The sequence below is a fragment of the Paenibacillus sp. cl6col genome, assembly GCF_900102125.1.
Classification (GTDB): domain Bacteria; phylum Bacillota; class Bacilli; order Paenibacillales; family Paenibacillaceae; genus Paenibacillus_B; species Paenibacillus_B suaedae.
Map to the genome: position 1 here is coordinate 40,783 of NZ_FNAZ01000020.1, position 16,561 is coordinate 57,343.

Here is a 16,561-nt window from a genome sequence, read left to right on the forward strand (position 1 = left end):
CTGCTACCGCTAATATGGTTAAAGGGTTATTGGCGACCATTCTGATTGTACTGATTGTTGGATTGCAGTTGGATATGCACTAGTGGATCAGCTTGCTCCCTTTTGCCTTGCGCACGAACTTGGCACTAGAGCGATTCAGTGGTGTTTTTAACAACAAACCAATGACGAGCGTGATCGCAATATAGACACACATCATGAGCAGGTCGCGCTGCACCACATCCCACAGAATCCCACCAACTGCCTCACGCATCATGCTAATGCCGTAGGTAAAAGGCAAATACGGATGAATCGCTTGAAAAAACGGCGGCGTTACTTGAATCGGGAAGGTGCCCCCAGATCCCGCCAGCTGGAGGACAAGCAGCACAATGGCCAGCGCCTTGCCCACGTTGCCGAAAACAGATACGAGCGTATATACTATTAGCATAAATACGCCGCTAAGCAGCATGCCGAAGATGACGAACCAGAATGGATTCAACACATATGCCTGCAGCAGGTAACAATCGCCTAAGGTCACAAGTAAAGACTGCAGCAGGGCAATCGTTACAAAGGTGAGATAGCGGCCGAAATATACTTGATAATCCTTATACGCTGCGCCTTCCTCATGTACCTCCACCGTCAGAAGCGACACCAGGAGCAGGGCGCCGACCCATAAAGATAATGTAGTGAAGAATGGTGACATGGCCGAACCATAGTTCGGTATTGGAAACAGTTTATGTTCTTTCAACACGACGGGCTCGGCGAAGAACTCACTCTCTTTCTCGAAGTTATTTCTCAGCAAATCAATAATCTCGTTGATATCACCGCGTGCCTCCAGTTCGCGAATCCGATCTGCAATGTTAGTTAGTTTGGACTGCGCTTCAGGCAGACTTTGCTGTATCTTCTTAATTTCTTCACTGCCGACTGTAATCAGCTTGGCTGCATCGTTCAGGATCGTCTTCACGTCAGGCATATGCTTCACCGCATCCTGAAGGACGGTTTGGGCATTGCCTACGGTACGCTTGGCTGTCTGGATGCCCTGAACGATATTTGGCTTAATCTCATCATCATATCGATTCAGTATGCTGCCGGTGGCATCTGCTGTTTCCTTGGAAATCCGACTCAATTGATTAATCAGGTCTGCCGATACTTGTTCACCGCGCTCCACCGCGCCTGAGATCTGTCGAACAATCGCTAACTGTCGCTCCAGCTTGTCACGTATGGATTGCAGACGGCCTATGGTGCTGCCGAAGCGATCACCTGGGACAAGCCCGTTGAGCCGATTGAACCAGTTGTTCAGACCATTCACAAGGGTGATGGCTGTATCCAGCCGTCCTTCTGCACGGTTAAGTGCCTCCTTCACGAGAGAAGGGTCACTGCCCGGATTCTGGAGAATGGAGGTCAGGTCTTGGATAGCCAGTGCAGTCTGATGGATGGAGTTAAGATCCTGCTTGATAAAGGGAGAAATCGTATCAATCCCTTGCTCGCTGTAATTGAGCAGATCGCCGACACTTCGGGAGAAGCGGGCGCCTTCCTCAGCAACTTGGGACACCAGTGGAAGATTGCGCTGGGCTGAAGCGACAATGTCATTTGCTTTCGCCGTATCGCGCAGTGCCACATCAACCACATGTACAAGTTCTGGGAAACCTTTTTCCAGCTTGAAGACAAGGTTCTTGACCTTCTCAATAGTGGGCAGCTCATTCTTTAGCTCTATGCCTACTTCGTTAAATATTTTGAAAATGGTGCGGTTCGCTTCACGAACGAAGTTGGAGCTGACTTGCTGGATGACGCCCGAGGCTCCCTTGCCCGTAATTTTAGGCGAGATGGCATTGATTTTCTCATTTACATAATAGACGATCTCAGCCTTCTGGGGATTGTCTGTTAGTACGGTTCCGATACGTGCAGAGAAATCGGCTGGAATGATGATGGCGGCATACACTTGTCCGCGCTCGGCACGGCGCAGTGCTTCTTTTTCATCCATGAATGTCCAGCCGATAGCCTCGTTTGTCTTTAACGATTCGATGATTTGTTTGCCAATGTTAATAGGCTTATCGAGGAGTGTATCGCCGGTATCGTTATTGGCGACAGCAATGGATATCCCCTTGGTGTTGCTGTACGGATCCCAGGATGCCATGATATTGAACCATGCATATAGGGATGGTAGGGCGATAAGGCCAGTGATGACAATGGCGGCAGCCCAGTTGCTCGTAATGCGTTTCAAATCAGTTACATACAGGTTGATGATGGATTTCATAGAAGGCTGTTCTCCCGTTCATTTCTAAAATTGACAGCATTGCTATCATTGTGCGTAGTTCGGGCAGGAAACATGCGATAAAGGAGGTGATGCCCCAAAATTAAGGACAGGATGAACTGATGATGCGTTGATGTATCAAGGCCGAAGCGAGCAGAAGGATTATGCTTAAACAATTTGGTAAGCGCTTGCAAATGGGAGGTGAAGGATATCGTTAAATTTTCGTGAGCCAATTGAGAGAGGGGGGAATGAAAGGGGGCGGGTTTGCGCCTAACTATTAAGATTTGGATAAGATTGGGGTGAACATGACCAGATTGCAACTGACTATGCTAACGTTGATTACCAAGTAGAAGTAGCGAAGGAGGGACATTGATATTGATGTTGCGGGTCATGCTGGCGGATCAAGATGTTATTGAGCGCAGGCAAGCCGTGCAGATGGTGGAAGAGGGAGGATATACAGTCGTCGGACAAGCGGGGAGCCAGCCGGAAGCGTGGGAACAGGTTGAGAAATTATGGCCTGAAGTCGTAATCGCTGATACGTCAGGAAACGGGATAGACGGTCTGACTCTTGCTAGAGGGTTATCTGAGAGGGAGCATCCGATTGTGGTGGTGCTCACAGGGCGCTCATCGGATCACCAGCTCTTGCTTCAAGCGATGCGATATGGCGCCATTGCGTTCTTGCCGAAGCCTTGGAAGCGTGATGAGGTTAGTGATGCGCTCAGAAGAGCCAGCAAGCTGGCAGGATATTATCGTGTATATCACACCCAATATGGGCACATCTATCGGTTCTTCCACCGACTCGGAAGCCTCACAGCTGTCGACATGCTGCAGGAGCAGCAACAACTGGTGCAGGGTTTAATGCGAAATGCTCGTACCGCAGATGAGGCCGGATTCCAATGTTTGCGGGAACTGGATGCCCAGTGGCGGCGCTTGTTCCGCAAGCATGAAATCACTTACTCGGATCTGCTGCCAGAGCGGGAAGCGGATATTGGTCCCCATTTTCAGCGTATGGCTGAGCATTGGGCGGCTCGTACGAATATGTTGCGGAGGAACAATGCGGGGCTGCTTATCCAACGGGCAGGCGAATATATTCAAAGCTATTACTATAAGGAACTGACACTATCTGAATTGAGTGAGCGGTACGGGATGAGCATCTCTTATTTCAGTGCTCAGTTCAAGCGCGGATATGGCTATTCCTTCGTTGATTATGTGAATCGGGTTCGTATACAGAAGTCGAAGGAACTTCTATTGAACCCACATCTCAAGGTCTATGAGGTTGCACATGCTGCTGGATATACAACACTGCAGTATTTCAATCGGGTATTTAAGCAGATCGTAAATATGACGCCGCTTGAGTATCGGAAACAGTTCGGTATCTAGCAATTTTTGATATTCCGTAAAGAGTAGAATCGGCGAAGAAATGATAAATGTGTTTCATTACTTTGCAGAGACAGCCGACTATACTAGGTCATGTTATAGAGAGGACAAGGCCTCTCGAACATTTCGATGGTAGGAGGAACGCATTACGTATGAAACAAATTCGACAACGGTTGGCGGTTGTTCTATCACTGTGTATGATCTGGTCCACGATTGCATCGACAGGGACTAGTATGGCAATGGCGTCAAGTGCTGCTCCAGGAAGCTTCGCCAAAGTTACGGATGAGCGCAAGATGGAACTTGCGCCAGGAGCGAATTATATTTGGAACAATATGGAGCTCCCACAAGGGCAAGAGAAGGTTCATTACGTGGAATTCGATCCGAAGAATCCCTCCTTGGATTTGCAGCCTGGAATGACGGACGGAAAAGTGTACGGTATGACGGGTGTTACGAAGATGGCCGATAATGCCGACAAGGCAGGCAATCGGGTCATCGCAGCCATTAACGGCGACTTCTATGATATGACGACAGGCGTGCCTCTTGGATTATTCATGGGAGACGGTGAAATATTAGTGAGCCCACCGCCTAAATGGGATTGGTATGCTTATGGATTGAAGAAGGACGGAACGTCCATATATGGACTGAGTCCTGAGTTGAAGCGTACCCTCCACATTGGCGGCAAAGACTATGAAATATCAGAAATTAATCGGATGCGGGAAAATGCGGACAAGCTGTCCTTATTCACATCCGCATTCCATACTTCGACCAAAACAAATGATATAGGTGACGAAGTTATTCTCGATGTGTTGTCAGGAGAAGTGAAGAGTGGCAGCACTTTAAAACTCAAGGTCGCGGAAATACGCAAAGACAAAGGGGACTCGCCGCTTGCCCCGGGTAAGGTTGTGTTGTCTGCTTCCGGAACAGAGAACCGCAAAATTCTCGGTCAACTGAAGGTAGGAGATGAAATTTCAGCAAGCTTCGAGCTGGAGGATGAGTGGAAGGACGTTAAAATGGCAGTCGGCGGTGTGTTCATGCTGGTCAAGGATGGCGTGGCGCAAGAGCATCCAGATAAGGCACTCTATCCACGAGTAGCAATCGGAACGAAGGCTGACGGCTCCATTATCATGATGGTAATCGACGGTCGTGCACCAGGATTTAGTGAGGGTGTATCCTATGATGATTTCGGCAAGGTGCTGAAGGACATGGGTGTCGTCAATGCGCTATGCCTTGATGGCGGCGGTTCGTCTACGTTCGTGGCGAAGCTGCCGGGTGAACTAACTCGCAAGGTGCTAAATCGTCCATCTGACGGCAGTGAGCGCAAGACAGCAAACGGATTGCTGCTCGTAAATAAGGCACCAGAGCAAGGTATTGCATCGAAGCTGGTCGTACAGCCGAATATGGAGCGAGTGCTCGTTGGTTCAACGTTCAAATTCACAGCAGCTGGGGTAGATGCAAATGGACATCCTGCTCCATATGCAGGTGCATTGCAGTGGACAGTCGATCCTTCACTTGGAGTGATAGCAGGGGATGGCAAGTTTACTGCTGGATCTACTGCAGGGATCGCCAATGTGGAAGCAGCAACAGGTAACGTGAGGGGGCAAGGTCAAGTCGAGGTTGTGAAGGATTTGACAGACCTCATACTGCCTGACAAGGTAAAGGCTTTTTCTTCTGGTGAACAAGTGAATATGCAGGTCACGGCTGTTCGAGATGGGCAAGTCGTTGTTTCTGATAATCGCCAGTTTGAGTGGAGTTTAGAGGGCCCGATTGGTTCTATTGATGCTAACGGTGTATTTACCGCGACGTCGGAAACGGATAAGAACGGTAGGATTATCGTCAAGTACGGTAATGTCGAGGCATCAATGGAAGTAAATATAGGGCTGAAGCCCGTCTTGTTGGAAGATTTCGAGAATGGTCTGGATCGTTACTTTGTAGAAAGTGGTGCAAGATACAAGCGCGTGAATCTCGGCGAGACGACGGATGAGGAATTCGTTCGGTTCGGCAGCAAGGCCGCAAAGCTGGAGTATGACTTCACGGATACGGTAGGGATATCCGGAGCTTATATCAATACAAAAGGCAAGGATCAGTATATCGATATTCCTGGCTATCCGGAAAAAATCAGCGTATGGGTGTATGGTGACGGTCAAAAGCACTGGTTGCGCGGTCAGCTGCGAGACGGCAATGGGGCTGCAGTAGATATTGATTATACGGATGAGAAGACGGGTCTTGATTTCAAAGGATGGAAGTATATCGAGGCAGCGGTTCCAAAGGGAAGACCTCTTCCGCTTCAAATTTCCATGCCGATTCGATATATGGAGACGAAAAATACAAACAAGAACGATGGGACTCTCTATATCGATCAAATCCGAGCGCTGTATGGCCCGAACACGGATGACATGGATCCTCCAGTGCTAAAGGACTTCTCTCCAGTTGACGGCAGCACGATTCATACCTCGACTCCAAGAATTCATGTGTACGGGGAAGATTTCGGATATGATCCGATTAAGCATCCGGGAACAACATTAATTGATCCTGATAAGGTACGCATGTATGTGGACGGACAGCTGGTGCAGCATGGATTTTATCCACCTAAGGGCGAAATTCACTACACACCAAGTGTACCTTTGGCAGACGGGGTTCATGTCGTAATGGTCAAAATTCGTGACCTAAACGGGAATCGAGCAGAGAAAGAATGGATGTTCACAGTCGATACTGGGGCATCGAGGCTGGTATATAAGGGAGCAGACAATGCATATGCAGGCAATGTTTATAAGGTGGAGGTCAAAGGATATAAGCCTTCCAATATTAAACGTGCTGAAGTCGGATTTAAGGTTGACCCGAATTTGATAGAAAAAATAGAAGTAGTTGCAGGCGATAAACTTGCTCCCGCTAATATCGAGCATCATATTGCCCCGGATGGGAAAGTGAACCTGAAGCTGTCTGATGTGAATCAGTTGAACTTGAAGGATGACGAAGCGCTTGCGCGGATTGAATATCACCTGAAATCGGATGTGTCGGGCACATTTAAGGTTGAATTTCAATCCGGAAGCATTGCATTGGCAGATAAGGGAAATACCGATTTTAGCTTCTTCGGCCTGCCTATGCACGCAGCTATTCAGTATCATTTACGCTTGAATTGGAATGCAGACGGTATAGCTGAGGGGCAAGACACTGTGCTTGGGGTTGTAGATGAGGCTGGTGCTCCGGTGCAGGGAGCGCGTATCGTGACACGTGATGGAATAGAGTTAGGTGTAACGGGCGCTGACGGCAAGCTTACCACGAATAAACTGACGGCGACGGTACGCGAATACGAGCTGCAAGCGAACGAGGGAGTACGCTTCAGCCCGGTTGTAAAGTTCAAGGTATCTCCACTAGCGGGCAGCGAATTGCCTTACAACATCAGTGTGTCGATGGGAGAAGATCCTGCAACTTCTCGCGGCTTTACATGGCATTCGAAGATTAACGTGGATGCTTCAGTAGTAGAGATCGTGAAGAAGAAGGACTTCGTCGATTTTAACAATGCGAATGTCATTCGTGTGAACGGTACGAGCAATATGCTCCATACGTGGGATATCGGTACGGTTCGTGTACACAAGGCAGTTGTGCAAGGACTTGAGCCGGGAACGGAATATGTATACCGTGTTGGCAACGGCAGCGATAAGGTGAGTGAGCAGGGCGCATTCAAGACGGCTGAGCTGGACGGTACACGTACGAAATTCCTCTTCTTCGGCGATTCCCAATCCGAAGATGAGGCAGGATTCAAACTATGGGGCAATATTGTACGAAAAGCAGTGACCGATCAACATGATTATGACTTTATCCTTCAGGCTGGCGATATGGTAGAGAACGGATTTAAAGAGGCCGAGTGGAATATGTGGTTCAAGGCCGTACAGGATACGTTCTTGAAGACGACAGTTGTATCGGTGGTCGGCAACCACGAGGTAACGGGTACTCGGAAAAATGATGATTTCCTTGCCCATTTCAACAATCCTCAGAATGGAATAGACAGCTTGAAGGGCAGTAATTATTCGTTTGATTATCATAACGCTCATATTGCAGTGCTGAATAGTGAGTACGACTTCGAGGAGCAGAAGGAATGGCTGCGCCGTGACTTGGCTGCAACGGATAAAACGTGGAAAATCGTCACGTTCCATCGTGGTCCATATGGCAGCAAGAATAATGAGAAGCGGATTCGCGAAGCTTGGACATCCGCATTTGATGAACTGAATGTGGACGTAGCCTTGAATGGCCATGATCATGTTTACCTGCGTACGTATCCACTCCGCGGTGGCAAGCCCGCCGGGGAGGGAGAGGGCACCACTTACATCGTCGCAGGCTCTTCCGGGCCGAAGTTCTATGAAGTTGTCCCACAAGATTGGCAGTACAAAATAGATGGAACGAAGGCGCAAATTTATGTAGCCGTCGAGATAGTTGACAACGAGATGAAGTTCCTCGTGAAGAATATTAATGATGTAGTCATTGATGAGTTCTCGATTCGGAAGCTGGAGCGTAAGCCTCCTACTTCGGTAGTGCTTGATCAGCCGAGTGTAAACTTGGCTGTGAACGAAAGCGTTAAGCTGAATGCAACGGTTCTGCCAGACCAAGCGTATGATCGTTCTGTTACGTGGTCGGTCTATGGATCGTCAGAGGATGGCGTTGCGGCGGTAAGCGCAGATGGAGTGGTAACCGGACTTAAGCTGGGGACTGCAATCGTACGGGCGACGAGCGTCGTAGAATCGGTGTATGCAGATAGTCTTATTACGGTCGATCGTTTGCCAGAGGTTCGTATTGAGGAAGTTCGAATTGACCGTAACGAGGGAACGCTGAAAATAGGAGATACCTTGCAATTGAATGCAACGGTATTACCGGACAGCGCAAGCAATAAATCTGTTGTATGGTCGGTGTATGGTTCTTCTTCAGAAGGAGTTGCAAGTGTAACGCTGAATGGGCTTGTGAAGGCATTGAAGCCGGGCACAGCCGTCATTCGGGCGATGAGTGCGGCAGATGCAACGAAGTATGCAGACTTCCAACTGAAGGTAGAATTAGAAGATAAGCCAAATATTCCGGATCCGTCAACGGACAATTCGAGTTCGAACAGTTCCAAGGAAGAGAACAAGCGTCCAGAGCCGCCGAAGCCAGATCCAGGAGCAGCGAAGCTGGAGAATGGCAAGATTGTGGTACAAGCGAAGCGGGATGCAGGTAGTACAACAGCGAAGGCAGTCATCCCTGCTGAGATATTGGGGAAATCTGCTGACAGCTTGAAGCCGGATTCGAATGGTGTGAAGAAGATCCGGATTGAAGTATCGGCAGACAAAGAGGCTCAAAATATTCTCGTATCCATGCCAACATCGGCATTGACGGATACAGCGTTGAAGCAGCAATATGAGATCGTTACACCTCATGCGAGTGTGATACTTCCTTCGAATGTGGCGAATGGGAAAACTCCACAAGGAGCGAAGACGATTGATGTCGCTGTCGTTCAACCAGACCGCAGTGCATGGGGAACAGAGTTGCTTGAACATACTGCAAATCGTCCGGCCGTTCAGTTGGAACTACGCGTAGATGGAAAAGCGCTGAAGGACATCGCAGTTGGAACAGCTATGCAGGTAGCTATTCCGTATCAGCCAAGCACAGATGAGTTGGCTCGTCCACATTCAATCGTTGTATGGGGTGTAGATGAGCAAGGACGTCCTACTATCATTCCAAATGCAAAGTATGATGCAAAGACAGGAACGGTACAATTTGCAGTGAAGCAGCTTGGTACGTATGCAGTTGGCTTCTCTGCGGTAACGTTCCATGACATCAATAAGCTGGAATGGGCGAAAACAGCTATTGAGTCATTAGCTGCCAGAGGAATCATTCAGGGTCTTGGAGCGGATCGCTTTGCTCCGAATACGCAAGTTACACGTGCAGACTTCATCGTTCTGCTGACACGCGTGTTGAATCTGCAATCTGTGCAGTCGATGAGCGGCTTTGAGGATGTCCTTGCGAATGCCTATTACGCAGATGCTGTTGCTGCTGCGAAAGAGCATGGAGTTGTGCAGGGTAGGGACGCACGGACATTTGGCCCGAACGATAAGATTACACGGCAGGAAATGTTCACGATTACGGCGCGTGCACTTGTACAATTCAGCAAGTTGAGCTCGACAGGGGATGCAAATGCGCTTCAGGCGTTTACAGATTACCGTGAAATTCAGGATTATGCGAAGGAAAGCTTGGCAAGTCTGCTTCGTGAGGAATTGATCCAAGGCAACGGACAGAAGCTTGTTCCGCAGGGACATGCTACGAGAGCAGAGGCTGCTGTCTTCTTGGAGCGAATCATGAACCGTGTATCTGAGTAAGCAATAAAACCTAATAGGAAAGCACAAATAAAGGGGCTGGATATCCAGCCCCTTTTGCATGTCAATTTAATGATTGCTAGGTTACAGTTGGCCCGACAAGAACACGATAAAGCAGAATGCCGACATCACGGATGCATAGGTGACGGAGTATTGTGTTCTCTTCTTATTGTTGTCGAGCAGGTTGAACAGAAACAGAAAGCTGAGTACGGGAATAAGCAGGTAAGCCATGTACAGAATGATCGTCGCCATTCTTAACACCTCCAAGTAGTAGTTGTTGATAAATACCATGTAAATATTTGCATAGACGTATTCTATCATGCTTTTACGCGTTTGGGTACAAAAGTTTTTATTTTTTTGTGAATGAAGTGCAAAGCTTTTCAATTTGCATATTGACCAAAGTGGTCAATGCAATTATGATAATAATTACCAAATAATCGAAGTAAACAACTAAAGGGTGACAGTCGCGATGAATTCGAAGTTTATGACCCTATCTACAGAAAAGCAGGATCGAATCATAAACGCATCCATGAAGGAATTTGTACGAAAAGGATATGAGCATGCATCGACCAATGAGATGGTGAAAGGGGCTGGGATATCGAAAGGCTTATTGTTCCATTATTTCAATAACAAGCAGGAGCTGTTTCTCTCTTTGTATGATTATGGGGTTGAGAAGGTTATGGGCCTTTTTTACGGTAGAATCGATCTAGAGGAGAAGGATTTCTTTATTCGATTTAGGCAGGTTCAACAGGTGAGATGGGAGCTGCTTATGCAGTATCCGGAGCTGTTCGAATTTCTAAACGCCGCATATATCGAGACGGCAAGCGACATTAGGCCGCACATCGAGCAGCGAAATAAGGGACTGACGCAGGAAGCGTTCGGCAAAGTGCTTGCAGGGTTCGATCGTTCTAAGTTCAAGGAGGGCTTGGATATCGACAAAGCAATTAATATCATTGTCTGGACGTTCCACGGATTCGTGAAGGATAAAATGAAGCTTGCAAGTGCAATGCAGATGAATTCTGATGATTATGTGCATATGGTGAAGGAAGCGGACGAATATATCGACATTTTTAGACAGAGCTTTTACAAATAAGGGAGAAAGCGATATTTCTCGAATAACGATTATTAGTCATCGCCATCAAGAGGTTCAATCAGCATCCGTATGTATTCGGGGAAAGCATATGGGAGGAGCAGCTGCTCATGGGAAAAATGGTTGTGCATTTCGAGGAGTTAACGCCGGCATTGCAAGCAAGCGCCGGTGGCAAAGGAAGCATGCTGGCTAGGATGTATCAGCATAAATATCCTGTGCCGGAGGGTATCGTCGTACTGACGTCGGCTTTTCAGGATGGGGAGCTACATGTACAGGCTTGGTCAGCCGTGCAAGTCTATGTGAAGCGTATGCGCAGCCACCATGGGGAGGTGGCGTTTGCGGTAAGATCTTCGGCGCTTAGCGAAGATTCTGCGCAAGCATCTTATGCAGGGGAGTTCGAGACGGTATTAAACGTAACGACGGATGAGCAAATCCGAGAGGCAATTATGAGGGTATATGACTCCAAAAGCTCAGAACGGGTAGAGGCTTATAGTGCCGTAAAAGGAATGAAGCAGGCGCATGAAATCGCGGTCGTCATTCAAATCATGGTTCGTCCCGAGCTATCGGGTGTCCTTTTCACTGCTGATCCGATTACAGGCAGCTATGCAGCTATGGTAGGCAATTATGTGCATGGATTGGGAGAACAGCTCGTATCGGGTGAGGCGAATGCTTTGTCATTTGCGCTCCAAAGACCAAAGGGAAGGTACGAAGGCCCAGATGAGTGTAAGCGGCATGCATCCAAGCTGTATCGACTAGCGTCTAAGCTGGAAGAAGAACTGGGAATTTCACAGGATATCGAGTGGGCTGTAGCAGAAGGTAAACTATATATTCTCCAGACGAGACCGATCACTACGCTAGTGCGGGGGAATCTGGATACGTATGAATGGAATGAAACGATTTCCGGCGATTTTCTATGGACGAATACGAATATCGGTGAAGCCACTCCAGACGTCATGACGCCGCTGACATGGTCCGTATTAAGAGCTCTTGATGAGGAATCGAATATGATATCGGGGTTCCGCATTATGTCGGGCAATATATGTGGGAGGGCATATACAAATATAAGTTTGCCGGTGTCTATATTTCCGGCACTGGGAGTACCGCTTGCAAAGAGTCTGGATAAATTGTCCCAAACACTTGGCAAGATTCCAGAGGGAATGGAATTTCCCGTATATCCTTATTCTCGTTGGCATGTGTTTACAAAAATAACTCCGTCTATTTTTCGTTTTGCGAAGAAGGTCAAGACTACACTTGAGGATATCGAGCAGTACCTCGCTGACAATCCCGATTGGTGTGCGAGGATGACAAATCGTATTCAGGCAACAAGTTCGTGTGAGGAACTGTGTAGCATATGGAGTGATGAGCTGTGGCCTTATACATGCAAGTCATGGTGGGGCTTAATAGCAGGCGGACGGAAATTCGGTGATGCGATTTATAAGTTGAATAAGGAACTTACTAAGCTCTCTGGTACGGAGACTGCGAATGCATTAATGTCGAATTTGCGAGGAAAATCCGGATTGGCCAGCCTTGGGCCGGTTATCGGCATATCACAGGTACTCCAGGGGACGATGAGTCGCGAAGAATACCTGATGCAATTCGGCCATCGCGGCCCGCATGAATTTGAACTATCTCTGCCTCACCCGGGAGAGGATCCGAAGTGGCTAGAGACTCAAATCGAGGAATATGAGAGATCGGACACGAATGTGGAGCAGCTTCTGAACCGTCAGCGGTCGCAATATGAAGCTGATTGGGAACGGTTTGAGCAGAAATATCCGCAAAAAGCGAAGCACATAAAGAAGCAGATTGCCAAGGCTTCGGAGTATGCTCATCTAAGAGAGGAGACGCGATCCGAATTTGTGCGGGTGTACCGCGTTATTCGTGCATTTGCGTTGCGGGCGGGAGAGATTAGCGGGGCGAGGAGCGACGTGTTCTTTCTGTATATGGAAGAAGTGCAGAGGCTGCTTGCGGGGGATGGCACAGGTATGAAGCATGTTGCTGTCCGTAAGGAGACATACGAGAAATATTTGACGCTGCCGCCGCTGCCTACGTTGATTCGTGGACGATTCGATCCGTTCCAGTGGGCGAACAATCCAGAGCGAAGAGTCGATGTCTTCGATGCATCCATGCCTCCAGTTGTGGAAGATGGGAATGGGCTTACGGGTTTTGCGGGCGCTTCAGGCAGAGTAGAAGGAATTGTCCGGGTTCTGAACCGGCCTGAGGAAGGCAACCAACTGCAATCGGGCGAGATTCTAGTGGCATCTACGACAAATGTTGGCTGGACGCCATTGTTCCCAAGAGCAGCTGCCATTATTACGGATGTCGGGGCACCTCTCTCACACGCGGCTATCGTGGCACGGGAATTGGGTATCCCCGCTGTCGTAGGTTGTGGCAATGCAACAACGAGATTGAAGACAGGGGATCGGGTCATCGTGGATGGGGGCCATGGCATCGTACACATATTGAAGGGGTAGTGGACGTTGCTATCAAGCAGCGTGAGCATCGACATGGACGAAGGAAGCAGATGTCGGGTACACTAAAGTTATACATGCTGAAACAAAGGAGGGCGTGCGCTGCTCTCCTTTTTAAGGTTGTTCAATAGTCCGCTTTTGAACAGATACTTATATAAATTGCACGAAAATCAGGAAACGGGGTAAACGACAACAATGAACATTCAATTGATATGCGTAGGGAAGCTGAAGGAGAAATACTTGGTGCAGGGCATTGCGGAGTACAGCAAGCGGCTCGCGCCGTATGTGAAATTCCAAGTGTCCGAGGTACCAGATGAGCAGGCACCTGAGAAAATGAGCGATGCTGAGCTGGAGCAGGTCAAGGATCGTGAGGGAGAGCGCATTCTTGGTCACATTAAGCAGGATGCCCATGTCGTGGCGCTGGCGATAGATGGTCAGCTCTGGTCGAGTGAGGACTTGTCTTCGCAGCTCGATCGATTGGCGACGTACGGGACAAGCAATGTAGCCTTTGTGATCGGCGGCTCCAACGGGCTATCCGATGCTGTTCTCCGTCGTGCCAATTCGAAGCTGTCCTTCGGCCGTATGACGTTGCCGCACCAGCTGATGCGCTTGGTACTCGTGGAGCAAATTTACCGTGCCGTGAAGATAAATCGCGGTGAACCGTATCACAAGTAAGCACAAAGTCTTCTCTGAAAGAATCGTCAAAGAACAGTTCAATGTCCTTGACGATTCTTTCATCAGGCTTATTTCCAGCGTTTACTGTAATCTTATTGATAATGGAATGTAATAAGTCTTTTTGCTTCTCAGGTGCAACTTTGCTAATGAATTTTGAAAATTCTTGTAAAATAGTATAAACCTGTTCAAATGAAACTTCTTTTATAGTTGGCTTACTTAGTTCCGACTCAGCCCTAGAGAAATCAAATTGTATGAATTTCTCCATCGTATGAGTGAATATCTCATGCTTGTTGTGCAATTCATTGAATTTTTTCTCATACCATCCTAAACGCCATTTTTCTTCTTCCTGCTCCATTAATTTGATGCTCAATTCTAAATCTGCCTTTTCACGTTGTGGTGAGATAATCCCAAAATAGTCAAGGATGCCTTCAATTTTGCCATGTTCACCCCCTAATTCCTCCAACAACTTAAAGCAAGTCTCAAAGTCTGGACTTTTTATTTTTCCATTTTCAAGCTGTGAGACATAGGTAACAGCTTTTCCTACCTTTGAAGATAAAACTTTTGAAGAAACACCAGCGTTGGTTCGTATTTTTTCAACTCTTTTCCAAATTCTATTCCGTTCAATTTTATCAACCCCCTGGCATCTGTAAGCCTTGTTTGGGGTTGGTGTACAAATTACATATTGAACGTATTAATGCCCTTAGAAGGGCATCTTAGGCTTCTGATGATGTTGTATGAGTGGTGGGGAGTTTACACCTTTTCAATGTTTGTTGATTTTAGATATGGGGTATGCACTTCCAGCCAGCGACCATGTATTAAATTTGGACGATACGAAAAAAAAGGGATTCCAACTTATGGTATAATATTTAAGGTGGAAGTTTAACATAAGTCATGAGAAGAGGTGAGAATTACCTTGAAGAGATTGGAATTAATGCACAAAACACAACTTGAATTTGATGAAGCGATAAAGGATAAAGATATAGAAGTACTTAAAATTTGGAATTGTAAGATAAAAGATTACTCGAAACTCAATTCTTTAACAAGATTAGAGGAATTAGAAATCTTTAGTTTCGAGGGAACATTAAGTGACATATGCAATCTTATGAATTTATCGAAGTTAAGGTTGATACATATGCCAAAAGTAAACAAATTAGATGAACTAGCTTTATTAACAAATTTAGTGGAGTTGTCCTTAGAATCTCTTCCTAGCTGGGACTCCTCAGGGAAAACATTGGTATTCGATAACTTTATCCCAATTGGTCAGCTGTCCAATCTTAAAAAGCTAGTAATAATGAAAGGCATTGTTAAGGAGCATGGGCTAAAGCCATTAGGTCAATTGAAGAAATTACAGAAGTTTGAAACAGACAATACATTTTCAATGTACGACTTCGCTTGGTTGTCTTCACAATTAGGAGATGTGGATTGTAAGTATTTTAAGTCTTATCATGAAGTGAGTTATTCTCAATGCAAAAAATGCGGTTCAAATAAAGTTAGACTGGCTGGTGTCACACGAAATGGGTTACTCTGCCCAAATTGCAATAAAAATAAAATACTTGAACATGAGCAAATTTTTAATGATATTGTTAGTGCAAGCAAGTAGTAACTTCTTAAAGGGAAGATTTCCGAATAAAAGGTTGCTTCCATAAAGAAACCACTCCAATGTATGTCAGGAGTGGCTTTTGTCATTTATATAATGATGTATATTTTGTGGTCGAACTGTACTTTGTGTTTAGATACATTACGGTGAACCGTACCATAAGTGACGACGAAAAATTTTCGCCGGAGATGGGACAATTGGACGCAGCCGAAACCTTTGCTGCTCCCCCGTTCCGATAAAATTCATTCTTGCTTTCAAACAATCCCTCTACTATTTCATCCAGATGGGCCAATAGAACGTGCTTTCCCTTATGAAGAGCGTATGGGAACATGGAGTGCTGAGGTTTTTGGTAATGACACCTCGTGTGAGATCAAGGAATATTTCTATGAGCAGTACAATCGGGGTTCCGAAGTTACTCAAATTGTAAGTATGTACACCCAACGCTTACTATCTCTCATAAGCCCCTTAATGATCTTGGACACTAAGAGTGTATATGAATTACACTAATAGTTGACAGGGGATGATGAAATGAAACGAACGAAACATTCAACAAACTTCAAATTACAATTGGTGAAAGAAGCACTGGAGACTGGAAATAAAGCGGCAGTTGCTCGCCGCTATGAAATAGCAACGAATATGCTCCATCGTTGGATTAATGAATATCGCGATGGCAAATTCGGTGATGTTCAAATGGAACAAATCCCGGAGTTCGACTCCAAAGCAATAGCTGAAGAAAATGATCAGTTGAAAAAATTGCTTGGAGAACAAGCGTTGGAGATCGCGATTCTCCGT

Annotated in this window: 9 protein-coding genes and 1 pseudogene; 7 read left to right on the forward strand and 3 right to left on the reverse strand. The window is 46.8% G+C overall.

Annotated elements, in window-relative coordinates; genetic code table 11:
* Positions 1–79 precede the first annotated feature (79 nt).
* Positions 80–2,230 (reverse strand): YhgE/Pip domain-containing protein, encoded by a 2,151-nt coding sequence (locus BLS15_RS28070; protein ID WP_090514846.1) that lies wholly within the window; start codon positions 2,228–2,230, stop codon positions 80–82.
* Between the two features lie 375 nt (positions 2,231–2,605).
* Here BLS15_RS28070 and BLS15_RS28075 point away from each other — a divergent pair, with 375 nt between their 5' ends.
* Both BLS15_RS28075 and BLS15_RS28080 read left to right on the forward strand, forming a co-directional pair.
* Positions 2,606–3,607 (forward strand): helix-turn-helix domain-containing protein, encoded by a 1,002-nt coding sequence (locus tag BLS15_RS28075; RefSeq protein WP_028533244.1) that lies wholly within the window; start codon positions 2,606–2,608, stop codon positions 3,605–3,607.
* Between the two features lie 149 nt (positions 3,608–3,756).
* On the forward strand, positions 3,757–9,942 hold the full coding sequence (locus tag BLS15_RS28080; protein ID WP_090514852.1) for a phosphodiester glycosidase family protein: 6,186 nt from the start codon (positions 3,757–3,759) through the stop codon (positions 9,940–9,942).
* 81 nt (positions 9,943–10,023) lie between these two features.
* On the opposite strand, the gene BLS15_RS29190 is transcribed toward BLS15_RS28080, so the two are convergent.
* Positions 10,024–10,191 (reverse strand): hypothetical protein, encoded by a 168-nt coding sequence (locus BLS15_RS29190; protein WP_155987339.1) that lies wholly within the window; start codon positions 10,189–10,191, stop codon positions 10,024–10,026.
* Between the two features lie 217 nt (positions 10,192–10,408).
* Between BLS15_RS29190 and BLS15_RS28085 the strand changes: the two genes are divergently transcribed.
* The 3 genes from BLS15_RS28085 to rlmH all read left to right on the forward strand — a co-directional run bounded on the left by BLS15_RS28085 (position 10,409) and on the right by rlmH (position 14,172).
* Positions 10,409–11,032, forward strand: coding sequence for a TetR/AcrR family transcriptional regulator (locus BLS15_RS28085; protein WP_090514857.1), 624 nt, complete (start codon positions 10,409–10,411; stop codon positions 11,030–11,032).
* 107 nt (positions 11,033–11,139) lie between these two features.
* Positions 11,140–13,500, forward strand: coding sequence for a PEP/pyruvate-binding domain-containing protein (locus BLS15_RS28090; protein ID WP_090514861.1), 2,361 nt, complete (start codon positions 11,140–11,142; stop codon positions 13,498–13,500).
* Between the two features lie 192 nt (positions 13,501–13,692).
* On the forward strand, positions 13,693–14,172 hold the full coding sequence (rlmH, locus tag BLS15_RS28095) for a 23S rRNA (pseudouridine(1915)-N(3))-methyltransferase RlmH (protein WP_028533247.1): 480 nt from the start codon (positions 13,693–13,695) through the stop codon (positions 14,170–14,172).
* A gap of 457 nt (positions 14,173–14,629) precedes the next feature.
* On the opposite strand, the pseudogene BLS15_RS30140 reads toward rlmH, so the two are convergent.
* Positions 14,630–14,848 (reverse strand): annotated as a pseudogene (locus BLS15_RS30140) (helix-turn-helix domain-containing protein); the annotation flags it as partial.
* 237 nt (positions 14,849–15,085) lie between these two features.
* On the opposite strand from BLS15_RS30140, the gene BLS15_RS28105 reads away from it, so the two are divergent.
* Both BLS15_RS28105 and BLS15_RS28110 read left to right on the forward strand, forming a co-directional pair.
* A complete protein-coding gene (locus tag BLS15_RS28105; RefSeq protein ID WP_139170736.1) occupies positions 15,086–15,772 on the forward strand; it encodes a hypothetical protein in 687 nt (228 codons plus the stop codon).
* Positions 15,773–16,297: 525 nt separating this feature from the next.
* The coding region (locus tag BLS15_RS28110) for a transposase (protein WP_090514866.1) at positions 16,298–16,561 on the forward strand (264 nt) is incomplete at its 3' end.